Source organism: Pseudomonas putida (assembly GCF_002025705.1).
In the GTDB taxonomy this organism is placed as follows: Bacteria; Pseudomonadota; Gammaproteobacteria; order Pseudomonadales; family Pseudomonadaceae; genus Aquipseudomonas; species Aquipseudomonas putida_J.
Map to the genome: position 1 here is coordinate 2,150,864 of NZ_CP018846.1, position 24,940 is coordinate 2,175,803.

General features: G+C 64.1%; 20 protein-coding genes. 9 read left to right on the plus strand and 11 right to left on the minus strand.

Annotation, left to right across the window (positions count from 1 at the left end; translation table 11 throughout):
• Window positions 1-282 precede the first annotated feature (282 nt).
• Window positions 283-1,602, plus strand: a complete 1,320-nt coding sequence (locus tag BUQ73_RS09785) for a Na+/H+ antiporter family protein (protein WP_079227655.1) — start codon at window positions 283-285, stop codon at window positions 1,600-1,602.
• A 4-nt stretch (window positions 1,603-1,606) separates the two neighbouring features.
• On the opposite strand, the gene BUQ73_RS09790 is transcribed toward BUQ73_RS09785, so the two are convergent.
• From BUQ73_RS09790 to BUQ73_RS09800, 3 genes are all read right to left on the minus strand, one after another.
• Window positions 1,607-2,614 carry a FecR family protein gene (locus BUQ73_RS09790; protein WP_079227656.1) on the minus strand — a complete coding sequence of 336 codons (1,008 nt, stop codon included), beginning with the start codon at window positions 2,612-2,614 and terminating at the stop codon, window positions 1,607-1,609.
• Between the two features lie 161 nt (window positions 2,615-2,775).
• On the minus strand, window positions 2,776-4,545 hold the full coding sequence (locus tag BUQ73_RS09795; protein ID WP_079227657.1) for an acyl-CoA dehydrogenase C-terminal domain-containing protein: 1,770 nt from the start codon (window positions 4,543-4,545) through the stop codon (window positions 2,776-2,778).
• 18 nt (window positions 4,546-4,563) lie between these two features.
• Window positions 4,564-6,186: an acyl-CoA synthetase gene (locus BUQ73_RS09800; protein ID WP_079227658.1), complete on the minus strand. Its 1,623-nt coding sequence runs from the start codon at window positions 6,184-6,186 to the stop codon at window positions 4,564-4,566.
• Between the two features lie 194 nt (window positions 6,187-6,380).
• Between BUQ73_RS09800 and BUQ73_RS09805 the strand changes: the two genes are divergently transcribed.
• From BUQ73_RS09805 to BUQ73_RS09830, 6 genes are all read left to right on the plus strand, one after another.
• Window positions 6,381-7,787: a sensor histidine kinase gene (locus BUQ73_RS09805; RefSeq protein ID WP_079227659.1), complete on the plus strand. Its 1,407-nt coding sequence runs from the start codon at window positions 6,381-6,383 to the stop codon at window positions 7,785-7,787.
• A gap of 12 nt (window positions 7,788-7,799) precedes the next feature.
• Window positions 7,800-8,429 (plus strand): response regulator transcription factor, encoded by a 630-nt coding sequence (locus tag BUQ73_RS09810; RefSeq protein ID WP_079227660.1) that lies wholly within the window; start codon window positions 7,800-7,802, stop codon window positions 8,427-8,429.
• A 112-nt stretch (window positions 8,430-8,541) separates the two neighbouring features.
• Entirely contained in the window at window positions 8,542-9,015 is a 474-nt protein-coding gene (locus BUQ73_RS09815) for a MarR family winged helix-turn-helix transcriptional regulator (RefSeq protein ID WP_027920375.1), read from the plus strand.
• Window positions 9,016-9,045: 30 nt separating this feature from the next.
• Entirely contained in the window at window positions 9,046-10,239 is a 1,194-nt protein-coding gene (locus BUQ73_RS09820; RefSeq protein WP_079227661.1) for an HlyD family secretion protein, read from the plus strand.
• A complete protein-coding gene (locus BUQ73_RS09825) occupies window positions 10,236-11,771 on the plus strand; it encodes a DHA2 family efflux MFS transporter permease subunit (RefSeq protein WP_079227662.1) in 1,536 nt (511 codons plus the stop codon). Before BUQ73_RS09820 ends, BUQ73_RS09825 begins: the two co-directional genes overlap by 4 nt.
• A gap of 342 nt (window positions 11,772-12,113) precedes the next feature.
• Window positions 12,114-12,860 carry an SDR family oxidoreductase gene (locus tag BUQ73_RS09830; RefSeq protein ID WP_079227663.1) on the plus strand — a complete coding sequence of 249 codons (747 nt, stop codon included), beginning with the start codon at window positions 12,114-12,116 and terminating at the stop codon, window positions 12,858-12,860.
• Between the two features lie 10 nt (window positions 12,861-12,870).
• Here BUQ73_RS09830 and BUQ73_RS09835 read toward each other — a convergent pair whose 3' ends face one another.
• The 5 genes from BUQ73_RS09835 to BUQ73_RS09855 form a co-directional block, all read right to left on the minus strand.
• A complete protein-coding gene (locus BUQ73_RS09835; protein WP_079227664.1) occupies window positions 12,871-14,931 on the minus strand; it encodes a hybrid sensor histidine kinase/response regulator in 2,061 nt (686 codons plus the stop codon).
• A gap of 63 nt (window positions 14,932-14,994) precedes the next feature.
• Window positions 14,995-16,623 (minus strand): PAS domain-containing sensor histidine kinase, encoded by a 1,629-nt coding sequence (locus BUQ73_RS09840; protein WP_079227665.1) that lies wholly within the window; start codon window positions 16,621-16,623, stop codon window positions 14,995-14,997.
• A 58-nt stretch (window positions 16,624-16,681) separates the two neighbouring features.
• Window positions 16,682-18,091 (minus strand): GntR family transcriptional regulator MpaR, encoded by a 1,410-nt coding sequence (gene mapR / locus BUQ73_RS09845; RefSeq protein WP_079227666.1) that lies wholly within the window; start codon window positions 18,089-18,091, stop codon window positions 16,682-16,684.
• A gap of 39 nt (window positions 18,092-18,130) precedes the next feature.
• Window positions 18,131-19,501, minus strand: a complete 1,371-nt coding sequence (ccoG, locus tag BUQ73_RS09850; protein ID WP_079227667.1) for a cytochrome c oxidase accessory protein CcoG — start codon at window positions 19,499-19,501, stop codon at window positions 18,131-18,133.
• A 122-nt stretch (window positions 19,502-19,623) separates the two neighbouring features.
• The gene (locus tag BUQ73_RS09855) at window positions 19,624-19,863 is read right to left on the minus strand and encodes a DUF3203 family protein (protein WP_079227668.1); all 240 of its coding nucleotides are present in this window, start codon (window positions 19,861-19,863) and stop codon (window positions 19,624-19,626) included.
• 238 nt (window positions 19,864-20,101) lie between these two features.
• Between BUQ73_RS09855 and BUQ73_RS09860 the strand changes: the two genes are divergently transcribed.
• Entirely contained in the window at window positions 20,102-20,620 is a 519-nt protein-coding gene (locus BUQ73_RS09860; RefSeq protein ID WP_079227669.1) for an MgtC/SapB family protein, read from the plus strand.
• A gap of 532 nt (window positions 20,621-21,152) precedes the next feature.
• Here the strand turns inward: BUQ73_RS09860 and BUQ73_RS09865 are convergent.
• From BUQ73_RS09865 to BUQ73_RS09875, 3 genes are all read right to left on the minus strand, one after another.
• Window positions 21,153-22,052: a hydroxymethylglutaryl-CoA lyase gene (locus tag BUQ73_RS09865; RefSeq protein ID WP_079227670.1), complete on the minus strand. Its 900-nt coding sequence runs from the start codon at window positions 22,050-22,052 to the stop codon at window positions 21,153-21,155.
• Between the two features lie 14 nt (window positions 22,053-22,066).
• Window positions 22,067-22,465: a MerR family transcriptional regulator gene (locus BUQ73_RS09870; RefSeq protein ID WP_027920364.1), complete on the minus strand. Its 399-nt coding sequence runs from the start codon at window positions 22,463-22,465 to the stop codon at window positions 22,067-22,069.
• A 63-nt stretch (window positions 22,466-22,528) separates the two neighbouring features.
• Window positions 22,529-23,407, minus strand: a complete 879-nt coding sequence (locus tag BUQ73_RS09875) for a helix-turn-helix domain-containing protein (RefSeq protein WP_079227671.1) — start codon at window positions 23,405-23,407, stop codon at window positions 22,529-22,531.
• Between the two features lie 129 nt (window positions 23,408-23,536).
• Here BUQ73_RS09875 and pobA point away from each other — a divergent pair, with 129 nt between their 5' ends.
• The gene (gene pobA, locus BUQ73_RS09880; protein ID WP_079227672.1) at window positions 23,537-24,724 is read left to right on the plus strand and encodes a 4-hydroxybenzoate 3-monooxygenase; all 1,188 of its coding nucleotides are present in this window, start codon (window positions 23,537-23,539) and stop codon (window positions 24,722-24,724) included.
• Window positions 24,725-24,940: the final 216 nt, after the last annotated feature.

The following is a 24,940-nucleotide window of genomic DNA, read 5'->3' on the forward strand; positions in this document are numbered from 1 at the left end:
TGACAACCATGGCCTTCAGGCATGGCCACGTTGCAACAAATGTAGGAGCGGATTTATCCGCGATGCGCCGCGCGGGCGGTGCTCGGTCTAACAGGCGCTGAAAACCTCAAGGTAGGAACCTTTCAGCATCCCCCTTTATCGGCTCTGGCCATTTTTTCTTTATTCAAACATTCAATTTAAAATGCCAGCGAAATACGCCGCAATATGGCGCTTTTGACATATCACGCCCACTCCTTCAGAGTGCGCGCTTTTTTGTCTGCCACTAATGAGGAACCCCCAACCATGAATGCAGTGATCGCCGCGGTCGGCATCATGCTGATACTCAGCCTGTCCCGCGTGCACGTGGTCATCGCCTTGATCATCGGCGCACTGGTCGGTGGCCTGGTCGGCGGCCTTGGGGTCGAAGGTACGCTCAAGGCCTTCAACGGCGGCCTTGGTGGCGGCGCCACGGTGGCACTGTCCTACGCCTTGCTCGGCGCCTTCGCCGTGGCCATTGCCAAGTCGGGCCTGGCCCATGCCCTGGCCGACCGCGCCCTGAGCATGATCGACCGCCAGGGCCATGCCAATGGCGGCAAGGTCAAATGGCTGCTGATCGGCCTGATGCTGGTGGTGGCAGTGTCGTCGCAGAACATCCTGCCCATCCACATTGCCTTCATCCCGCTGCTGGTGCCGCCGCTGTTGTACGTGCTGACGCGCCTGCGCATCGACCGTAGGCTGATCGCCTGCGTGATCACCTTCGGCCTGATCACGCCGTACATGTTCCTGCCGGTGGGCTTTGGCAACATTTTCCTCAACGAGATCCTGTTGGCCAATGTCGCCCGGGCCGGGGTCGATGTCAGCGGGGTCAATGTCACCCATGCCATGGCCATCCCGGCGGCCGGCATGTTCGCCGGCCTGCTGCTGGCGGTGTTCATCAGCTACCGCAAGAAGCGTGACTACGACCTGGCGCGCATCGAGCAGGTCGAGCAGGTCAGTGTGCAGTACAACCCGCTGACCCTGTTGGTGGCGGGGCTGGCGATCGCCGCGGCGTTCGTCGTGCAACTGTGGCTGGACTCGATGATCATCGGCGCCATGGTCGGCTTCCTGATCTTCTCGCTGTCGGGGATCGTGCGCTGGAAGGAAACCGACGACCTGTTCACCGAAGGCATGAAGATGATGGCCATGATCGGCTTCATCATGATCGCCGCTTCCGGTTTTGCCGATGTGATGAAGGCCACTGGCGAGGTCAACAGCCTGGTCGCGACTTCAGCGCAGTGGATCGACCACAGCAAGGGCATTGGCGCGTTGCTGATGCTGCTGGTGGGGTTGCTGGTGACCATGGGCATCGGTTCGTCGTTTTCGACCGTACCCATCCTGGCGGCGATCTTCGTGCCGCTGTGCGTGCAACTGGGCTTCGACCCGCTGGCCACGGTGTGCATCGTCGGTACCGCAGGTGCCCTGGGCGATGCTGGCTCGCCGGCTTCGGACTCGACCCTCGGCCCGACTTCGGGGCTGAACGTGGATGGCCAGCATCACCACATCTGGGACACCGTGGTCCCCACCTTCATCCACTACAATCTGCCGCTGCTGGCGTTCGGCTGGCTGGCGGCGATGACGCTGTAAGGCGTCAGCCCTTGTCGGGCGGTGGCGAAATGCTGTTGAGGACGGTGCTGCCGTCCTTGCTGCGGGTCAGGTAGACCGGCAGCACTTTGGGCAGGTTGTCCACCAGCCGCCCGACCTCGCGGGTGTTGTAGATGCCGCTGATGCGGATACGCCCGGTGCTGGGGTCGGCCAGCAGCAACGGGGCATCGAGGTAGCGGTTGATCACCGGCAGGGCCTGCTCCAGGCTCAGGTTGTCGAGCACCAGCTTGCCGCTGCGCCAGGCCAGGCTGTTGTCGTAGTCGTCGTTCTCGGCGAGTTGCGGCTCGAAGTCACCGGTGTGGTAGCTGGCCTGCATGCCAGGGCCAAGGCGGTAGCCGCCAGCGCTGCCATCGCTGCTGACCAGTACCGAACCCTGCACCAGCGTGACCTTGACCTGGTCCTGGTACTTCCAGACATTGAACTGGGTACCGGTGACGCGGGTCTGGCCGCGCCCGGCGCGGACGATGAACGGGTGGCTGCTGTCGTGCTGCACCTTGAAGAAGGCTTCGCCACGCTTGAGCGTGACCTGACGCTGGTCCTTGTAGTTGAGGTAGGTCAGTTCGGTGTGGAGGTTGAGCTCGACCGTGCTGCCGTCGCTCAACTGCACGGTCTGCGTGTCGTTACCTGCTTCGAAGTGCTGGTAACGGTTGGGCAGCCAGCCTTGCTCCCAACCCACCCAGCCGGCCAGCGGCAATACCAGCAGGGCCAGCGCCGCAGCCGAAGCCAGTGGCCGCCAGTTGCGTGCCCTTGGTACGTGCCGCGCTGGCGGGTTGAAGTCGATGACCGTGGCCGTGCGGGGCAGCTGGTCGGCGGTTTGCCAGATTTCCAGCATCGCCTGGTATTCCTCGGCGTGACGCGGGTCGGCCGCCAGCCAGCGGGCGAACGCTTCACGTTCGACCAGCGAGCAATCGTCGGCGTGCAAGCGCATGCACCAGTGCGCGGCGGCGTCGGTGATGGCATCGTCTGGGCTGGGATTGAGGCGGTCTTGGTTCATCGTGGCTCCGGGTTTTGCGCATTCTACCCCTGCAAAGGGGCTCCCGAGAACCGAGGTAATGGCGAATGACTATCAGTTATGTGTGTTTTTCGTCGGTTTCGCAAGGGATTTCCAGCGTTTGAGAACGCTTCGCGGCAAGCGCGAAGCGCTCCCTTGCCGGGTCAGAACTGCTCGGCCGTCATCGCGTACAGGCTGGCGCTGCCGGCGCGGATGCTGGCATCCAGGGCCAGGCTGCGCGGCAGCAGGCGCTGGAAGAAGAACGCCGCGCTGGCCAGCTTGGCACCGTGGAAGGCCGGGTCTTCAGCGTGCCGGGCCTGGGCCACGGCAGCCATGCGCGCCCACATGTAGGCATAGGCGGTCAGGCCGAACAGGTGCAGGTACTCCACTGCCACGGCATTGACCAGGTTGGCGTCCTCACGCGCCCGTGCCCGCAGCCATTCGCTGGTGGCTTCCAGGCGCGCCAGGCTGGCTTGCAAGGCTTCGCGGTGCAGCGCTGCACCGGCACTGAAGGACCGGACCTCAGCGGCAAAGCACGCCAGGGCCAGGCCGCCATCGGCCAGCACCTTGCGCCCCAGCAGGTCGAGGGCCTGGATACCGTTGGTGCCTTCGTAGATCTGTGCGATGCGCACGTCGCGCACACGTTGTTCCTGGCCCCACTCGCGGATGTAACCATGGCCGCCATACACCTGCTGGCCTAGCACGCAGCTTTCCAGGCCATTGTCGGTGAAGAACGCCTTGGCTACCGGGGTCAGCAGGGCCACCAGGCGCTGGGCATGCTCGCGTTCACCGCCATCTTCGGCGTAGCGCGCCAGGTCCAGCTGCTGGCCGACATAGGCGGCGAAGGCACGGCCGCCTTCGGTGAAGGCGCGCATGGTCAGCAGCATGCGCCGCACATCGCCATGCTCGATGATCGGGTCGGCGACCCGTTCTGGCAGCTGCGGGCCACTGGCGGCGCGGCTCTGCAGGCGCTCGTTGGCGTAGCGTGCAGCGCTCTGGTACGACGCTTCGGCGCAGCCGATGCCCTGGATGCCGATGGACAGGCGCTCGTAGTTCATCATGGTGAACATCGCCGCCAGGCCTTTGTTCGGCTCACCGACCAGGTAACCCATGGCGCCGTCGAAGTTCATCACGCAGGTGGCCGAAGCCTTGATGCCCATCTTGTGCTCGATCGAGCCACAGTAGGCGGCGTTGCGCGGGCCAAGGCTGCCGTCGGCCTCGACCCGGTATTTGGGCACCAGGAACAGCGAGATGCCCTTGGCCCCGGCGGGAGCGTCCGGCAGCTTGGCCAGCACCAGGTGGACGATGTTCTCGGTCAGGTCCTGTTCGCCGCCGGTGATGAAGATCTTGCTGCCGCTGATCTGGTAGCTGCCGTCGGCCTGGGGTTCGGCGCGGGTGCGGATCAGCCCCAGGTCGGTGCCGGCGTGCGGCTCGGTCAGGCACATGGTGCCGGCCCAGCGGCCTTCGTACAGCGGCGGCAGGTAGGTCGCCTTCAGTGCTGCGCTGGCATGGGCATCGATGGCCAGGCAACTGCCGGCGCTAAGCGCCGAATACAGGCTGAAGCTGCAGTCGGCGGCGTAGAGCATTTCTTCGAACAGCACGCCGAGCATTTTCGGCATGCCCATGCCGCCATACTCGGGGTTGCCGCCCAGGCCGACCCAGCCGCCTTCACGGTAGGTCTGCCAGGCGTCGCGAAAACCGTCCGGGGTGGTGACCTGGCCTGCGTCGAAGCGCACGCCTTGCTCGTCGCCGTTACGGCTGAGCGGGGCGATCAGCTGGCCGGTGACCTTGGCGGCTTCCTCGAGAATGGCATCGGCGGTTTCGCCGTCGACGCGCTCGGCCAGGGCAGGCAAGCGCGCCCACAGGGCCGGGCCCTGGAACACGTGATGGAGGATGAAGCGCATGTCGCGCAGTGGAGCGGTGTAGTCGGTCATGTCAGGCTCGATAACGGTTCACAGGGCCTTGGCGCGGTCGCGCAGGACGTATTTCTGGATCTTGCCGGTGGAGGTCTTGGGCAGCTCGCCGAAGACCACGGTCTTTGGCACCTTGAACCCGGCAAGGTGCTCGCGGCACCAGCTGATGATGTCGCTCTCGCGGGTGTGCTCGTGGCCGGGCTTGAGGGCGACGAAGGCGCAGGGCGTCTCGCCCCACTTTTCGTCGGCACGGGCGACCACGGCGGCTTCAAGCACGGCGTTGTGCTTGTACAGGGTGTCTTCGACTTCGATGGTCGAGATGTTCTCGCCACCGGAAATGATGATGTCCTTGAGCCGGTCCTTGATCTCGACATAGCCGTCGGCGTGCCACACCGCCAGGTCGCCGGTATGGAACCAGCCGCCCCGGAAGGCCTCGGCGGTGGCCTCAGGGTTTTTCAGGTAGCCCTTCATCACCGTGTTGCCACGCATGAAGATTTCGCCCAGGGTGTTGCCGTCTTGCGGTACAGGTTGCAGGGTTTGCGGGTCAGCGACCATCAGGCCGTCGAGGGTGGGGTAGCGCACGCCCTGGCGCGACTTGATCCGCGCCCGCTCTTCCAGCGGCAGGTCGTCCCATTCTTCATGCCAGGCGCAGACGGTGACCGGCCCGTAGACTTCGGTCAGGCCATAGGTGTGGGTGACCCGAATGCCCATCTGCTCGACCGCGCCGATGACCTTGGCCGGTGGTGCGGCACCGGCAACCATGGCCTGCACCGGGTGCTCGATGGCGGCCTTGGCGGCGTCCGGCATGTTGACCAGGGCGTTGAGCACGATCGGCGCACCGCACAGGTGGCTGACCCGGTGTTCGCGGATCAGGGTGAGGATCTTCTGTGGGTCGACCCGGCGCACGAACACATGGGTGCCGGCCAGTGCGGTGATGGTCCAGGGGTAGCACCAGCCGTTGCAGTGGAACATCGGCAAGGTCCACAGGTACACCGGGCGGTGGCCCATGGCCCAGGTCATCTGGTTGCCGATGGCGTTCAGGTAGGCGCCGCGGTGGTGGTAGACCACGCCCTTGGGGTTGCCAGTGGTGCCCGAGGTGTAATTCAGCGAAATCGCCTGCCATTCGTCTTCGGGCCATTCCCAGGCGAAATCAGGGTCGCCTTCGGCCAGCAGCGCTTCGTAGTCGAGGTCGCTGACCGCACAGCCTTCGCCGTACTCGGGGTCATCCACATCGACCACCAGAGGTGGGTGTTCGAGCAAGGCCAGGGCGGCGGCGATCACTGCGTGGAACTCGCGGTCGGTGATCAGCACCTTGGCCTCGCCGTGCTGCAGCATGAAGGCGATGGCCTCGGCGTCCAGGCGCACGTTGAGGGTATTGAGCACGGCGCCGATCATCGGTACGCCAAAGTGCGCTTCGAGCATGGCCGGAATGTTCGGCAGCATCACCGCCACCGTGTCGCCGCGGCCCACACCGCGACCGGCCAGGGCGCTGGCCAGGCGCCGGCAGCGCTGGTAGGTCTCGCGCCAGTCGCGGCGAATGGCACCGTGGATCACGGCTGGGTAGTTGCCGTACACGGCGGCGGTGCGTTCGATGAAGCTCAGCGGGGTGAGGGCGACGTGGTTGACGGCAGCGGGCATCAGGCCCTGGGCGAAGATCGACATACGGTAATCCTGTAGGGGAGGCAGACGCAGCCTGTGCGTGTGGCCCCCCGGTGGCTGATTGTTAGCTCTGATCAGGGTGCGGGCAGCGCGCCGATGGCCGCTTGCCCCTGTCGCAGTTTTACGCGAACCGCTATCGTAGATGGAATATCGACTATAGCAATATAGTAAAACTACTATAAGAACGAGCACCGACCGTGAATCAGACCCTTTCACCCTTGCTCGCCAAGGACCCACAACCCAGCGTGCTGCTGGCTGCCGATGCCAGTGCCCTGGCAAGCAACCCCGCCTTGCAGGCACTGATCGGCGCCGGCGCCGCGCTGGCTGACTGGCTGCCGGGCAATTGTGCGGCGCTGGTGCGCGCCTGCCTGCGCCAGCACCGGGCAATCGCCGATGTGGAAAGACAGGTCGGCGAACGCATCCTGCTGTGGACGTTCATCCCCGATGATCAGGGCCAGCGGGTGCTCGCACGTTGCCGCGATGCCAGCGAGGAGCGCCACGGCATCCGCGAAGCCAGCCGTGCGCGGCGCCTGTACCGGCTGATCATCGAGAACACCACCGACCTCATATCCCGGCACAGCCCGGACGGCCGCTTCCTTGACGCCTCGCCGGCCGCCTACCGCCTGCTGGGCCGGTGGCCGGAGCAGCTGCGCGGCATGCCGGTGCGGGCCTTGCTGCACCCGCGCGAACGGCGCCAGGCGCTGCGCCAGGCCGCTGCGGCGCTGGACCAGGATGGTTACCACACCATGACTTGCCGCGTTCGGCATGCCAGCGGTGCTTATCGCTGGTTCGAGATCGCCAGCCGGGCGATCCGCGAGACTTACACCGGCGCCGTAGTGGAAGTGGTCAGCGTGTCACGCGACATTACCCTGCGCATCGAGGCCCAGGAGAACCTGGCCCACAGTGCCCGGCTCGCCACCCTGGGCGAACTGGCGTCGGGGATTGCCCACGAGATGAATCAGCCGCTGGCGGCGGTGGTCAACTATGCCAATGCCAGTCAGCGATACCTGCAAGGCCTGGAGCGTGACCCGCAGGCGCGTGAACGGGTTGGCCAGGGCCTGCAACGCATTACCGAACAGGCGACCCACGCCGCCGAGGTGATTCGCCGTCTGCGTGCCTTCCTGCGCAAGGGGCCGCGGCGCCTGCAGGCGGTGGAGGTGGCCGAAGTGGCGGCCGAAGCCATGCGCCTGTGCGCCTGGGAAGCGGCGCGTGATCAGGTCGCTGTCGAACTGCGCATCAGCGGGCAACTGCCTGCGGTGTTCGCCGACCGGGTATTGCTCGAGCAAGTGCTGCTCAACCTGCTGCGCAATGCCATCGAGGCCAACCGCGAGCAGCATGGCGCACAGCCTTCCCGTATCCTGCTCGGCGCCGTGCGCGAGGGCGACGGGGTGCTGATCGAGGTCGCCGACCAGGGGCCGGGCGTGGCCGCCGAGCGCCTGGATCAGATCTTCACCCCGTTCGGCACCACCAAAGCCGATGGGCTTGGCCTGGGCCTGAGCATGAGCCGCAGCCTGATTGAAGGCTTTGGTGGCAGCCTGTGGGCGCGTGCAGGTGAGGCGGGTGGGTTGGTGTTGTGCTGCCGGCTGGCAGTGAACCGGGGATAAGGAGAGGGCAGGGTGCAAGCGAAGGTTTATGTGGTCGATGACGATCAGGGCATGCGTGATTCGACGGTGTGGTTGCTGGAATCGGTGGGCCTGCAGGGCGTGCCGTTCGCCAGCGGCCAGGCGTTTCTCGATGCCTGTGTGGACGATGGGCCGGCCTGTGTGCTGCTGGATGTGCGCATGCCCGGGCTGGGCGGCATGGCGGTGCAGCAGGCCTTGCGCGAACGTGGCTTGCAGATCCCGGTGATCTTCGTCAGCGGCCATGCCGATGTGCCTATCGTGGTGCGGGCGTTCAAGGCCGGGGCGAGCGACTTTATCGAAAAACCCTACAGCGACCAGCTGCTGCTCGACAGCGTGCAGGCGGCGCTGGAGCGGGCAGGGCAAGCGCGCCAGGACGACCTGGTGCTTGCTGCGGTGCAGGCGCGGCTGGATGCGCTGACGCCCCGTGAGCGCGATGTGTTCGTGCCGCTGGCCCAGGGCTTGAACAACCGCGAGATTGCCGAGCGCCTCGGCATCAGTGTGAAGACCGTGGACCTGTACCGGGGGCGGGTAATGAAGCGCCTGCAGGCGCGAAGCCTGGCCGAGCTGGTTGGCATGGCGATCGCCTGTGGCGCGGTGCAAGCGCTGGGTTTGCGCGCCCTCTGAAACGTCGCCGGCAACGGCCGTTTCATGAATATTTGCATAGCCCCCTAATCAAAGCTTTGACATTCACTGCCTAGGCAGTAATATTTTTAAACAATTGCCCGAGCAGACCCCGATGTCCCATTTCACCCCGGAAAATTTCCAGACTTGCGCCATCGGCATGCTGCTGGGGCGTGCGGCGATCCTCAAGGACCGCATTCTCGACTGGCACCTCGAATCAGAGGGCGTCACCGCCGCACAGTTCAAGGTGCTGATCATCGTCACCCAGTACCAGGTGGATACCCCGGCCGAACTGTGCCGCTACCTGGGCCTGGACAGCGGTTCGATGACCCGCATGCTCGACCGCCTCGAGCAGAAGGGCCTGATCTTGCGCAACCGCTGCGCCGATGACCGCCGCCAGGTGCGCCTGGCGCTGAGTGACGATGGCCAGCGCCTGGCCGACCGCCTGCCAGAGATCGGCGCGGCGGCAATGAACGAACTGGTCGGCGTGTTGCAGCCAGATGAGCTGAAGACCCTCGAAGGCCTGCTGGCCAAGGTCCTGCTTGGTGCCGGCGACCCTCTGACGATCCGCCGCTTCGGCGATCGTTGATCCCTGTTACGCATATTCCAAGGTATTGTCATGGCCACTCCCACAGACACCTCAACTCCCTCCGCCGACGCCCCAGCGCCGGGCAAGCGCAAGGCCTGGCTGCTCGGCCTGTTGTTGCTGGTGCTGCTCGTCGGCGCGGGCACCTGGGCCTGGTACAGCCTGGTCGGGCGCTGGCACGAAAGCACCGACGACGCCTACGTCAATGGCAACGTGGTGGAAATCACCCCGCTGGTGACCGGTACCGTCACCAGTATCGGCGCCGATGACGGCGACCTGGTGCATGCCGGCCAGGTGCTGTTGCAGTTCGACCCGTCCGACAGCGAAGTGGCCCTGCAGTCTGCCGAAGCCAAGCTGGCGCGCACCGTGCGCCAGGTACGCGGGCTGTACAGCAACGTCGATTCGCTCAAGGCCCAGCTGGAAACCCGCCAGGCCGAACTGCAGAAGGCTCAGCAGAACTACAACCGGCGCAAGGTGCTGGCTGACAGCGGTGCGATTGCCGCGGAAGAAATCTCCCATGCCCGTGACGACCTGACCGTGGCCCAGGCCGCCGTCAACAGCGCACGCCAGCAGCTCAACACCAGCACCGCGCTGGTCGACGACACTGTGGTGTCCTCGCACCCTGAGGTGATGGCGGCCGCGGCCGACCTGCGCCAGGCCTACCTCGATCACGCCCGTACCACCTTGGTGGCGCCAGTGACCGGCTACGTCGCCAAGCGCACCGTGCAGCTCGGCCAGCGCCTGCAGCCCGGCACTGCGACCATGGCGGTGATCCCGCTGAATGAAGTGTGGATCGACGCCAACTTCAAGGAAACCCAGTTGCGCGAGATGCGCATCGGCCAGCCGGTGGAAATCAGCGCCGACCTGTACGGCAGCGAGGTCAAGTACAGCGGCACGGTTGACAGCCTCGGCGCCGGTACCGGCAGCGCCTTCGCCCTGCTGCCTGCGCAGAACGCCACCGGCAACTGGATCAAGATCGTCCAGCGTGTGCCGGTGCGCATTCACCTGAGCCCTGACCAGCTCAAGGACCACCCGCTGCGCATCGGCCTGTCCACCGTGGTCGAAGTCGACCTGCACGACCAGAGCGGCCCGACCCTGGCCCAGCAGCCACCGCAGCAGGCCAGCTACACCACCCAGGTGTATGACCGCCAGCTGGGCGAGGCGGACCAGCTGATCGCCCGGCTGATCCACGAAAACAGCGCCACTGGCAAGACGGCGCAGCGATGAGCAACAACGCCCCGGCCCAGTTCACCCCGCCGAGCCTGTTGCTGACCACCATCGGCCTGTCGCTGGCGACCTTCATGCAGGTGCTCGACACCACCATCGCCAACGTGGCGCTGCCGACCATTTCCGGCAACCTGGGGGTGAGCTACGAGCAGGGTACCTGGGTGATCACCTCGTTCGCGGTGAGCAACGCCATCGCCTTGCCGCTGACCGGCTGGCTGAGCCGGCGCTTTGGCGAGGTAAAGCTGTTCATCTGGGCCACGCTGCTGTTCGTGCTGGCGTCGTTCCTGTGCGGTGTCGCCCAGTCGATGCCAGAGCTGGTCGGCTTTCGTGTGCTGCAGGGTGTGGTGGCCGGGCCGCTGTACCCGATGACCCAGACCTTGCTGATTGCCGTCTACCCGCCGGCCAAACGGGGCATGGCCCTGGCCTTGCTGGCGATGGTCACGGTGGTGGCACCGATTGCCGGGCCGATATTGGGCGGTTGGATCACCGACAGTTACAGCTGGCCGTGGATCTTCTTCATCAACGTACCGATCGGCCTGTTCGCCGCCGCCGTGGTGCGCCAGCAGATGCGCACGCGGCCGGTAGTCACCAGCCGCCAGCCGATGGACTACATCGGCCTGCTGACGCTGATCGTCGGTGTGGGCGCACTGCAGGTGGTGCTGGACAAGGGTAATGACCTGGACTGGTTCGAATCGTCGTTCATCATCATCGGCAGCCTGATTTCGGTGGTGTTCCTGGCGATCTTCATCATCTGGGAGCTCACCGACCGCCACCCGGTAGTGAACCTGCGGCTGTTTGCACACCGTAACTTCCGCATCGGCACCATTGTGCTGGTCGGTGGCTATGCGGGGTTCTTCGGCATCAATCTGATCCTGCCGCAGTGGCTGCAGACGCAGATGGGCTACACCGCCACCTGGGCGGGCCTGGCGGTGGCGCCGATCGGTTTGCTGCCGGTGATCATGTCGCCGTTCGTGGGCAAGTACGCGCACCGCTTCGACCTGCGGGTGCTGGCGGGGCTGGCGTTTCTGGCGATTGGTACCAGCTGCTTCATGCGCGCGGGCTTCACCAGCGAGGTGGACTTCCAGCACATCGCCCTGGTGCAGTTGTTCATGGGCATCGGCGTGGCGCTGTTCTTCATGCCGACCTTGAGCATCCTGCTGTCGGACCTGCCGCCGCACCAGATTGCCGATGGCTCGGGGCTTGCGACCTTCCTGCGTACGCTGGGGGGGAGCTTTGCGGCTTCGTTGACTACGTGGATCTGGATTCGCCGGGCGGACCAGCATCATGCCTACCTGAGCGAGCACATCAGCCAGTTCGACCCGGCCACGCGGCATACGCTGGAACAGCTGGGTGGGGCGAGTTCGCAGAACTATGCGAAGCTGGAACAGATCGTGAATGCACAGGCTTACATGATGTCGACGGTGGATTACTTCATGTTGATGACCTGGGTGTTTGCCGGATTGATTCTGCTGGTGTGGCTGGCCAAGCCGCCGTTTACGGCGAAGGCAGGGCCGGCTTCGGCGGGGCATTGAGGGCGTTCGGCTTAAGCTCTTCAGCGCCATTGAGATCGAGCGCCGCCCGCGCGGCGCATCGCGGATAAATCCGCTCCTACATTCGTTGCAACGTGCCGAACCTGCAACGCCATGGTTGCCGGCCCTGGCGCATGTCTTGAGCCGTGTAAACAAAGCTGACAACCATGGCTTGTCAGGCATGGCCACGTTGCAACAAATGTAGGAGCGGATTTATCCGCGATGCGCCGCGCGGGCGGCGCTCGGTCTCACAGGCGCTGAAAATGCTGTGGCGTACACCCCCTTGCCCTCACACGATCTTATCCCCTATCGTCACCGCTCCTTTCCCAAACCATCGGCAGTCCCATGGAGAAAGTCATCGTCATCACCGGTGCCAGCCGTGGCATCGGCGCCGCCACCGCCTTGCAGGCCGCCCGCGAGGGCTACCGCATCTGCATCAACTACCACGCCGACGACCAGGCTGCCGAAAGCATCCTCGCCCAAGTGCGGGCCCTGGGCGCCGAAGCCATCAGCGTGCGTGCCGACGCCAGCGTTGAAGACGAGGTGATCCAGCTGTTTCACCGCGTCGATCAGGAACTCGGCCCGGTGACTGCGCTGGTCAACAACGCCGGTACCATTGGCCAGCAAAGCCGCGTCGAGGACATGTCCGAGTTCCGCCTGCTCAAGGTGATGAAGACCAATGTCGTCGGCCCCATGCTCTGCGCCAAGCATGCCTTGCTGCGCATGGCCCTCCGCCATGGCGGGCAAGGTGGCGCGATCGTCAATGTGTCCTCGCTTGCCGCACGCCTCGGCTCACCCAACGAGTACGTCGACTACGCCGCCTCCAAAGGGGCGCTGGACACGTTCACCATCGGCCTGGCCAAGGAAGTGGCGGGTGAGGGCGTGCGGGTCAACGGCGTGCGACCGGGTTACATCCACACCGGTTTCCATGCCCTTTCCGGTGACCCCGATCGTGTGACCAAGCTCGAATCTGGCCTGCCCATGGGTCGGGGCGGGCGCGCCGAAGAAGTGGCCGAGGCGATTCTCTGGCTGCTGTCGGACAAGGCCTCGTACTCCACTGGCAGCTTCATCGAACTGGGCGGCGGGCGCTAAGCGCTGCCCGTCAGGGCAGCTCATCCGCCAGCAGCTGGCGTACCCGCTCGGCCAGTGCCTCAAGCTCGAAAGGCTTGGTCAGCACGCTGGTACCTTGCAGCAACTGGCCGTCGCTGAGCGCCGCACTCTCGTCGTAGCCGGTAATGAACAGCACTTTCAGGTGCGGATACCGTTGCCGGCACTGCTCAGCCAACTGGCGGCCATTGAGGTCGTCGGGCAGGCCGATATCGCTCAGCAGCAGGTCAGGTTGTTCGCACTGCTGCAGGTACGCCAGCGCGGCAGGGCCATTTTCGAAGGCCTCGACCTGATAGCCCAGCTCTTCCAGTACTTCGCCGACCACCAGGCGCAGCGCCGCCTGGTCTTCCACCAGTACGATGCGTTGCCTGCCCGAGCTGCTGGCCAACCCCTTGCTCGCTGGTGGCTGAATGGCCACAACGGGCTGTTCGTGATGACGCGGCAGGTACAGCTCGACCCGTGTGCCTTTGCCGGGCGTGGAGAGCAGGCGTAGCTGGCCGCCCGACTGGCGCACGAAACCATACGTCATCGACAACCCCAGGCCGGTGCCTTGGCCCATGGGTTTGGTGGAGAAGAACGGATCGATTGCCCGTGCCGCCACCGCTGCGCTCATACCGCAACCGGTGTCGGCCACGCTGAGCCGTACATAGTCCCCGGCGGCCAGTTCCAGCGGGCGTGCCTGCTCGCTGCCGAGGCTGATGTTGTCGCCCTCGATATCGATCGCGCCGCCACCCGGCATGGCGTCACGCGCATTGATGCACAGGTTGAGCAGGGCGCTTTCCAGTTGCGGTGGGTCGATGAATGTCGGCCACAACCGTGCGATGAAGTGGCTGCGCAAGGTGATGGACGGGCCGATGCTGCGGCGTATCAGCTCCTCCATGTCGTTGACCAGTGCCGCGACCCCGGTCGAACGCGGTTGCAAGGTCTGCTGGCGCGAGAAGGCCAGTAACCGGTGCACCAGCGCTGACGCCCGTTGCGCCGAGTTGCTGGACAGTTCGAGCAAAGGCCCCAGCTCTTCGTAGCGCTGCTGGCCCAGGCGCTGTTGCATCAGCTCCTGGGCATTGATGATGCCGCCCAGCAGGTTGTTGAAGTCGTGCGCGATGCCGCCGCTGAGTTGCCCCACGGCTTCCATCTTCTGTGCCTGGCGTAGCGCCTGCTCGGCTTTGGCCAGGCGCTGCTGCTCCTGTACTCGCTCGGTGATGTCATAGGCGAATAGATAGGCACCTAGCACGCTGTCATCGTGGTTGCGCAAAGCATTGAAACGCAGCTCGTAGTGGCGTTGTCCGAAAGCACCAAGCTCGATGAACTGTTCGCCTGCCAGCGCCCGTTGCCACATGGGTATGATCAGATCGCGGTCCCTGGGGTGGTCTTCCACCAATGCTGGCAGATAGTCGCCGACCTCAGGCATGCGCCCGTACAAGGCATGGAAATCGTGCCTGGCCTGGCGGTTGACCGCCAGCCAGCGCATGCCGGTATCCACCACATGCACGTTGACCACGCTATGGTCGACCAGCTCGGCAAACAGGCGGCGCTCGGCCAGTGCCGCACTGACCCGCTGCTCAAGCTCTTCGTTCAGTTGCTGCAGGGCCTGCTCGGCCTTGCGCCGCTCGGTGACGTCCTTGAACAGCACTGCGACCTGGCGGCGCTCTGCCGGCTCCACGCGGAAGGTGGTCACCGACAGCACATGGCCAGTGGCGACCAGTTCCTGTTCGAACTGCAGTGGCTCGCCGGTACGCAACACCTCGCCGTAGCGGGCGACCCAGTCGTCTGCCTCGTCTGGCACCATTTCCCGCAGCTTCTGCCCGACCACATTGGGGATCCCGGCATGCTTGGCGTAGGCCGCGTTGGCCAGTACGTGGATGTAGTCGCTGAGCGGGCCGTGGGGGCCGTCGAAGAATTCGATGATGCAGAAGCCTTCGTCCATGGTGTCGAACAGAAAGCGATAGATGTTCTGGTCTTGATCTGCGTGTTGCAGCAGCTTGGACTCCAGCTGTGCGTTACGTTGGCGCAGGGTTTCGATTTCCTGGCGCAGAGCGAGCAGGTCGCGGTGGGGCATGGCGACGTCCGACAGAAATGAATGGCCAGACTTTACCTGTCCGCAACGCAGCCGCATAGCGGCCTACAGCGGCAAGTGCCGATTTTCCAGCAGCTGTGCCACGTGCTGGTTGAGGGCTGCCAGCTCGAACGGCTTGTACAGTACGGCGCTGTGCCGGTCAGGGATGACATTGATCCGATTGCTGGCATAGCCCGTGATGTACAGCACCGCGATAGTGCCCGGCAGCTTCTGGCAGGCTGCCGCTATCTGGTAGCCATCGATGCCGCCCGGCAAGCCGATATCGGTGATCAGCAGGTGCGGGCGCAAGCCTGCCTGCAAGGCTTCCAGTGCGTAGCGGCCGTCGCTGAAGGCATGCACCCTGTGCCCCTGTTCCTCTAGCACTTCGCTGATCAGCAGGCGCAGGGTGTCCTGGTCTTCCACCAGCATCACCTCTTGAGGCGTTGCATGGCGCTCTTCGCGGGTTACTTTTGGCTGCTCGCTGGCTTGCGCGGCGGCGTCGCTGGAGGCCCGCGGAAGGTAGAGATGGATGCAGGCGCCGTGCCCCGGTTCGCTGACGATGCGCAACCGGCCGCCGGACTGGCGCACGAAGCCATACGCGATCGACAACCCAAGGCCGGAGCCCTGGCCCAGTGGTTTGGTGGTGAAGAAAGGCTCGAATGCCCTTTGCAGCACTTCGGCGGCCATGCCGACACCGCTGTCGCAGACGCTGACATGCAGGTAGGCACCGCTGGGCAGCTCCAGTGCACGGGCCTGCACTTCATCGAGCTGGGCGTTTTCACTGGCAATACGCAGCGTGCCCCCCAGCGGCATGGCGTCGCGGGCATTGATGCACAGGTTGAGCAGCGCGTTCTCCAGTTGATGCGGATCGATCTGCACCAGCCAGCAGTCGCTTTGGGTCTGGTCGATGAAGGTGATGCGCGCATCGAGCGAGCTGGCAATCAGCTCGTGCATGCCGGCCACCAGCTGTTGCACGTTCACGGCCTGGGGTACCAGCGTCTGCTGGCGCGAGAAGGCCAGCAGGCGCTGGACCAGCGAGGCCGCGCGTTGAGCGTTGTGCCGGGCGACACCGAGCAGCCGGGAGCTGTCCTGGTAGCGTTGCTCGGCCTGGCGCTGCTCGGCCATCTCCAGCGCGCCGAGGATGCCACCCAACAGGTTGTTGAAGTCGTGTGCGATGCCGCCGGTCAACTGCCCGACCGCTTCCATTTTCTGCGATTGGCGCAGGGCCTCTTCGATCTTGCGCAGGCGCTCCTGCTCGGCGACGCGCTCGCTGATGTCATAGGCGAACAGGTAACCACCCTGAATCCGCTGCTGGGCGTCGCGCAACGTGTTGTAGCTGATTTCATAGTGGCGCAGGGCATCGGGTGGGCCGAGGGCGATGGTGTCGATGAAGGCCTCGCCGGCGAGCACGCGCGGCCACACCGGTTCCAGCCATTTGATGATGTCAGGCTGGTTGGCAATGAACTGCGGAATGTAGTCACCCACCTGCGGCACGAAGCCGCGCAGGCGTTTGAAGGTTTCCTGCGCGGTGCGGTTGATCGCCAGCAGGCGGAAGTTTCGATCGGCCGCGAACACGTTGGCCTGGCTGTGGTCGACCAGTTCGCCCAGCAGCTTGTTGTTGGCCTGGGCCTGATCGATGCGCAGGGTCAGGTCCTGCAGCGCTTGGGGGGAAGGGGTCGAATCATCAGGCTGCATGGGGGGCGTACCAGCGGATGGGTCGCCCAACTATAGCTGCACTTGTTCACGCCTTCATTCAGAACGAGCGGATGATGCGCCCCAAGGTTTCCATGGCGCGTTCGGCGTTCTCGTTCCACGGTGTGCCGTAGTTCAGGCGGATGCAATTGCCAAAGCGTCGGGTCGGCGAAAAGATCGGCCCCGGTGCGATGCTGATGCCCTGGGCCAGGGCCATGTGGAACAGCTTCAGGGCGTCCATCTGTTCGGGCAGTTCCAGCCACAGGAAGTAGCCGCCGGAGGGCTGGCTGACGCGGGTCTGCGCCGGGAAATGGCGGGCGATGGCGGCCAGCATGTTAGCCTGCTGCCCCTCCAGGGCGTAGCGCAGCTTGCGCAGGTGGCGGTCGTAGCCACCGTGCTGCAGGTAGTCGGCGATGGCGGCCTGGGCGGGCATCGAGGCGCATAGCGAGGTCATCAGCTTCAGCCGCTCGATTTTCTGGGCAAAACGCCCCGCAGCGACCCAACCAATGCGGTAGCCCGGTGCCAGGCTCTTGGCAAACGAGCCGCAATGCATCACCAGCCCTTGGGTGTCGAATGCCTTGGCCGGTTTCGGGGCCTGTTGCGAGTAGTACAGCTCGGCGTAGACATCGTCCTCGATCAGCGGCACCTGATGGCGTCGCAGCAGTTCGACCAATGCCTGCTTCTTCGCCTCGGGCATGCTCGCACCCACCGGGTTCTGGAAGTTGGTCATGCACCACACGGCCTTGACCGGGTGCTTGTCCAGGGTCTGGGCCAGCACTGTCAGGTCCATGCCCTCGCGTGGGTGCACCGGGATTTCCACGGCCTTGAGCTTGAGCCGTTCCAGCACTTGCAGGCAGGCATAGAAGGCCGGCGCCTCGATGGCCACCAGGTCGCCGGGTTCGGTAACGGCCTGCAGGCACAGGTTCAGGGCTTCCAGCGCGCCATTGGTGATCAGCAGCTCTTCCATCGGCAGCATCAACCCACCGACCATGTAGCGCAGGGCGATTTGCCGGCGCAGCTGCGGGTTGCCCGGTGACAGGTCGGTGACCACCATGCGTGGGTCCATGGCGCGGCTGGCACTGGCCAGCGAGCGTGACAGGCGCTGCAGCGGGAACAGTTCAGGGCTGGGGAAGGCCGAGCCGAACGGCACGGTGCTGGGGTCCTTGATCGAGTCGAGGATGGAGAACACCAGGCCGCTGACGTCCACCTCGGTCGATTCGCTGAGTGGCTCTAGCGCTTGCGGTTCACTGAACTGGCGCGGGGCGTGGGCGTTGACGAAGTAACCCGAGCGTGGCCGTGCGCGGATCAGCCCGCGGCGTTCGAGCAGGTAGTAGGCCTGAAACACCGTGGACGGGCTGACGCCGTGGGTCTGGCTGGCATAACGTACCGAAGGCACGCGCTGGCCTGGGCCGAGTACCCCGGAGCGGATCAGTTCGGCAATGTCGTCGGCGAAGCGTTCGTAACGTTTCATGGGGGCTCGGCAGGCAAGGTGAACAATCAGTGTAAGGGATCAGCGGTTCAGTGGCGCCACGAAGCGGCTGCGGGCAACGCTGCGCACGGCGGGCTGGTCACTGTCGCGGATTTCGAAGGCCAGTTCCTGTGAGCTGCTGGCCGGGCGCTCGGCCAGCATTGCCACCGACACCGGCAGCTCGCTCATTTCGCCGGCCGGGATGCTGAACTCGGTGTTGCCGTGCAGTTCGAAGCCCTCGGCATCGAGCAGGCGCAGGCGGTAACGCTGGGGCTGCGCGGTCTTGTTGATGACTTTAAGCAGGTAGATGTTCTCGATCTGGCCCTGGGCGTTCTCACGGAACAGGCCACGGTCCTTGATCACGTCCAGCGACACCATCGGGCGCAACTGCAGAGCCACCACCAGGGCGCCGATCATCAGCACCAGCGCGGCGGCGTAGCCGAGCAGGCGCGGGCGTGCCCAGTGGGAGGTGCCACCTTGCAGGTTGTGCTCGGACTTGTAGCCGATCAGGCCGCGGGGGTAACCCATCTTGCCCATGACGTTGTCGCAGGCATCGATACAGGCTGCACAACCGATGCAGGCCATCTGCAGGCCGTCGCGGATATCGATGCCGGTGGGGCAGACCTGCACGCACAGGGTGCAGTCGATACAGTCGCCCAGGCCTTGGGCGCGGGCGTCGCTGCCTTTCTTGCGCGGGCCGCGGGACTCGCCGCGACGCGGGTCGTAGGCCACGGCCAGGGTGTCCTGGTCGAACATCACGCTCTGGAAGCGCGCATAGGGGCACATGTGCAGGCACACCGCCTCGCGCAGCAAGCCGGCATTGATGTAGGTGGCGGCGGTGAAGAACAGCACCCAGAACAGTGCCACGCCGCCGAGCTGCAGGGTAAACAGTTCATGGGCCAGTGGGCGGATCGGCGTGAAGTAACCGACGAAGGTCAGCCCGGTGAGTACGCCGATGGCCAGCCACAGGCTGTGCTTGAGCATACGCCGGCCCAGTTTGTTCAGGCTCCAGGGTGCTGCAGCCAGTTTGATGCGCTGGTTGCGGTCGCCTTCAGTGACCTTTTCGCACCACATGAACAGCCAGGTCCAGGTGCTTTGCGGGCAGCTGTAGCCGCACCACACCCGGCCGGCGTAGACGGTGATGGCGAACAGGCCGAAGGCGCAGATGATCAGCAGCGCCGAGAGCAGGATGAAGTCCTGCGGCCAGAAGGTTGCGCCGAAGATGTGAAACTTACTGTCGGCCAGGTCCCACAGCACCGCCTGGCGACCGTTCCAGTCGAGCCAGGCAGTGCCGAAGAACAGCGCGAACAACACGCCGGCGAAGGCTATGCGCAGCGTGCGGTACAGGCCGGTGAAGCTGCGGGTGTGGATGCCATCGGCAGCAATCTGGATGGCATGGATTCGGTCGGTCATGGTGTCGGTGCTCTTCTGGCCTCGATCAGGCACGAGCACTATGACCCCCGAACTGTTTTCAGCACAGGCTCAGGTCAGGCGATAAAAACCATATCAGTTTGTTGCAATTTGTGCCTGGAGCCTCAGATCACCGAGCCTGGCGTGCTGGCCTTCAAGTGCCTGCGGCTATCCACCGCACCTGCCACGGTCAGCGCGTCGGCCTCTGCTTCGGTGATCGGGAAGCGTTCGCCAGCAAGCATGGCCACGGACATGCGCAACTGTTCGTCGGTGATGATCTCGATCTCGGGGCCTTTGCCCTCGATGCGCAGCTTGTCGCCAATGAGGGTGCAGCGCTGAGTGCTTTCTTCGACTTCGATGGGCATGGTGGGGTCCTCCGGGGGCGGTTACAGGTTGTGACCACAGGCGAAGGGAGGTTGCTGCATCGGCTTGCCGGGTGGGCACTTTGCGGGCTGAGCAAGGGTCAACTTCATTAGGCACCAGTGCCGGCCTCTTCACGGGCAAGCGCGCTCCCACAAATAGTGCGCTTACCTCTGTGGGAGCGGGCTTGCCCGCGAAGAGGCCGGTGCAGGCAGAGCATCTCTTCAGCCCGGTACCCAATCCATGGATCTGATCTGGCAAACCATTCAGGCCGAATTCGCCGACATCACCAATAAACGCGAGGTCATCCAGGTTCTCGTTCGCCTGCTGATGGCCGCTGTACTGGGTGCAGTGCTGGGTTTCGAGCGCGAGCACAAAGGTAAGTCCGCCGGCGTGCGCACGCACATGCTGGTATCCCTGGGCGCGGCGCTGTTCGTGCTGGCACCAAGCATGGCCGGTGCTGATCAGCAGGCCTTGAGCCGGGTGATCCAGGGTATCGTCGCCGGCATCGGCTTTCTCGGCGCGGGCACCATCCTCAAGGGTAACGGCCAGGACACCAGCCACGTCAAAGGCCTGACCACCGCTGCGGGGTTGTGGATGACAGCTGCAATCGGCACCGCTGCGGGCATGGGGCGCGAAGCCACGGCGCTGGTCAGCACGGTGCTGGCGCTGTTGGTCCTGGGTACGATGCCGCTACTGGTGGAGAAGGTCGAGGGAGAGGACGAGGAGAAGCAGAACGAGGAGGGGGGCAGGAAGCACTGAGGGGAGCCGAAGCTCCCCTCAAAGCGTTGTTGCCTGCTCTTTTCTTATTATTGAGGCCGGCCTTTTATTGTTTTTGTAGGCTAGCCTTGGTGTCGCGTGCGACCCCCATCCGGGGTCAAGAGCAAACGTATTTTTTTGAGCGCTGACCTGCTTTCATCCTGTGGATCCGAGCCTGACTGCCGCTACCTTCAGGTAGTTTTATTGTTCTGTGTCAGTCCGCGGGGCGAACCCCTGAAAAGCCTGTCGACTCCAAAAAAATCTGCTTGCTGCGCCTCTGCCGTGTTGTTCTTGTTATGTCAGAGCCGTTACATGTTGTTTTTATTGGTTATCGCGTTTTTCTTGTTGTTGTACCAAACATATAGCAGGTGCCGTGCCAACTTTTGAAAATCCTTTAAAATCAACGGTTTGGCCGGGGTGAGCGAAATCCGGTGACCTGAAAATCTGTCGATTTGTTTCCCTGTTACCCGATTTTTTGCTGAAAACTGTGGGGGCGGTAACACTCACCCACACTCATGTGACACCTGTATGAAACTCATTGTGCGCTGCGTGCGCGTGCCACCCGCGAACCGTTGGCGCGCCCCAGTACGGCGCTGATACGCTGCCCGGCGGCGATCAGCCGATCGAGGTCGATACCGGTCTCGATGCCCAGCCCCTGCAGCAGGTACAGCACATCCTCGGTGGCGATGTTGCCGGTAGCGCCCTTGGCGTAAGGGCAGCCGCCCAGGCCTGCGACCGAGCTGTCGAACACGCTGATGCCTTCGAGCAGGCTGGCATACACGTTGGCCAGGGCCTGGCCATAGGTGTCGTGGAAGTGGCCGGCCAACTGCGCGCGTGGCACCACCGCCGATACCACCTCGAACAACCGCCGGGTATCACCGGCGGTGCCGGTGCCGATGGTGTCACCCAGCGAAACCTCGTAGCAGCCCATGTCGTGCAGGGCCTTGGCCACCGGTGCTACCTGCTCGGCGCTGACCCTGCCTTCATAAGGGCAGCCCAGCACACAGGAAACGTAACCGCGCACCCGCACGCCGTGGCTGCGCGCGGCCTGCATGATCGGTTCGAAGCGTTGCAGGCTTTCGCTGATCGAGCAGTTGATATTGCGCTGCGAGAAGGCCTCGGAAGCGGCGGCAAACACCGCCACTTCCTTCACCCCGGCCGCCAGGGCGTCCTCGAAACCGCGCAGGTTGGGCGCGAGTGCGGCATAGGTAACACCCGTGCGCTGCTGGATGCCGGCGAACACTTCGGCCGAACCGGCCATTTGCGGTACCCATTTGGGCGAGACGAAACTGCCGACCTCGATATAACTCAGCCCGGCGTCGGTCAGGTCATCGACCAGTTGCACCTTGTCGGCGACGCTGATGGGTTGGGCTTCGTTCTGCAGGCCGTCGCGGGGGCCGACTTCGACCAGGCGGACTGTTGCGGGCATGGGCATGGTGGGGGTTCCTGTCAGCGTTTGTCTTTATTGTTCAGGGTGGCGGCCAGGGCCTGTTCGCAGCGCTCCTGGGCGGTGTCCAGTTCCAGTTGCATCTGGTGGATGTCGAGCATCTGCTGTTCCAGTTGTGCGCGGCGCTCGGCGATCTTCGCCAGCATGCTGTGGAGCTGCTTGAGGTTGCCGCTACTGGGGTCGTACAGCTCGATCAGCTCACGGCATTCGGCCAGCGAGAAGCCGATGCGCTTGCCGCGCAGGATGAGCTTCAGGCTGACTTTGTCCCGGGCCGAGTAGATGCGCTCCAGGCCGCGCCGCTCGGGGCTCAGCAGGCCCTGTTCCTCATAGAAGCGGATGGCGCGGGTGGTGATGTCCAGCTCGCGGGAGAGGTCGGAGATGCTGTAGGTCTGGCTGCTCATGCTAGGGCTCGGCGTAGGGTATGCCAGTATCCTGAGGGCAGGTTGACGTATACGTCAAGCAGATCAGTCGGGCTGCCCCGAGCGCCGATACCCATTGGGTGTTTGCCCGCTCAGCCGCTTGAAGAACCGGGCGAAATAGGTAGGGTCGCTGAAACCCAGGCTGTCTGACAGCTGCCCGATGCTCATGCGCGTATAGATGAGGTTGCGTCGAGCCTCCAGCAGCAGGCGCTGATGGATCACCTGCAACGCGGTCTGCCCGCTCAATGCCCGGCACAGCTGGTTGAGCTGCAGGCTGGGGATATTCAGGCGCGCGGCGAAGTCTTCCACCGACAGGTGTTCGCGGTAGTGCGCCTCGACCAGCCGCAGGTACTGCCCGAGCAACTGCCGGTCGCGTTCGTCTCGGTTGCGTGGGGGCTGCCCCAGTTGCTGGCGGCGGCTGATCCACACCATCAGCGCGGTCACCAGTGCGTCGAGCATGGTCGCCCGCGCGGGGGCGTTGCCCTGGTATTCCTGATGCAGTGTTTCGATCAGGCCGCGCAACTGCACGCGGTCCTTGCCCAGCGGGTAACACGCCGCTTTCGCCAGCACCCCCAGCGGTGCACCCAGGCGCTGTTCGAGGTCGGCCACCAGTGCGGTGCCGAACGTCAGGACATGGCCCTGGATATCGGCGCTGAAGCGAAAACCGTGCACGGTCAGCGGCGGCACCACTTGTATCGCAGCCTCGAGGACTGTGCTGCGCACACCCTCGATTTCCACTTGGGCCTCGCCGCGCTGCACATACAGCAACTGGAACAGCTCGGCGTGCTGATGCGGCTTGATCTCCCAGTGGTGCAGGCGGCTGCGTGCCGGGATCGACTCGCAATGCAGCAGGTCGGTGCCGGGCCAGTGCTGGTTTTCGCCATATAACTGGAACAGTGGGACGCCGGGGAGGGTAGATCTCATGTCGTAATCGCCTGTCCGTTAATCGAACAATTTTTGTAAAAGTGCATTTTTTGCATCGGATAGCACACTTAATTGGCCGTTATTGCCAGTAAAAATGCAAGGGCTGATCCTAATAACGAGATAAAAACAATGAACACTCAGGTTGCAATCATCGGCGCGGGCCCGTCCGGCCTGCTGCTTGGCCAGCTGCTGCACAAGGCCGGTATCGACACAGTCATTCTCGAACGCCAGACCCCCGAATATGTGCTTGGCCGCATCCGTGCCGGTGTGCTTGAACAAGGCACCGTCGACCTGCTGCGCGAAGCCGGCGTTGCTGAACGCATGGATCGCGAAGGCCTGGTGCACGAGGGCGTCGAGCTGCTGGTCGCAGGCCGTCGCCAGCGCCTGGACCTGAAGCACCTCACCGGCGGCAAGACGGTGATGGTCTACGGCCAGACCGAAGTCACCCGGGACCTGATGCAGGCCCGCGAAGCCAGCGGCGCGCCGATCATCTACTCGGCCAGCAACGTGCAACCCCACGAGCTCAAGGGCGAACGCCCATACGTGACCTTTGAAAAGGACGGCCAGGTCCACCGCCTGGACTGCGACTACATTGCCGGTTGCGATGGTTTCCACGGCGTATCGCGCAAGAGCATCCCCGAAGGCGTGCTCAAGGAATACGAGCGGGTGTACCCGTTCGGCTGGCTGGGCATGCTGTCCGATACCCCGCCGGTCAACCACGAGCTGATCTACGCCCACCACGCGCGTGGCTTTTCGCTGTGCAGCCAGCGCTCGCAGACGCGCAGTCGCTATTACCTGCAGGTGCCGCTTGATGAACGGGTAGAAGACTGGTCCGACGAGCGCTTCTGGAACGAGCTCAAGGCGCGCCTGCCCGAAGACGTGGCGCAGCACCTGGTTACCGGGCCTGCCCTGGAAAAGAGCATCGCGCCGCTGCGCAGCCTGGTGGTCGAGCCGATGCAGTACGGCAACCTGTTCCTGGTCGGCGATGCTGCGCACATCGTTCCGCCGACCGGTGCCAAGGGCCTGAACCTGGCGGCCTCCGACGTAAACTACCTGTACCGGATCCTGGTCAAGGTGTACCGCGAGGGCCGTACCGACCTGCTGGAACAGTATTCGCCACTGGCGCTGCGTCGGGTGTGGAAGGGCGAGCGTTTCAGCTGGTTCATGACCCAGCTGCTGCATGACTTTGGCGAACACAAGGATGCCTGGGACCAGAAGATGCAGGAGGCCGATCGCGAGTATTTCCTGACCTCGCCGGCGGGGTTGGTGAACATTGCCGAGAACTATGTGGGGTTGCCGTACGAAGAGGTGGCCTGAGGCGCCGGGGTACGCCGACAGGGGGGGGGGCGCCTGTGGGATCGAGCGCCGCCCGCGCGGCGCATCGCGGATAAATCCGCTCCTACATTTGTTGCAACGTGGCCATGCCTGACAGGCCATGATTGTCAGCTTTGTTTACACGGCTCAAGACATGCGCCAGGGCTGGCAACCATGGCGTAACATGTTCGGCACGTTGCAACACATGTAGGAGCGGAT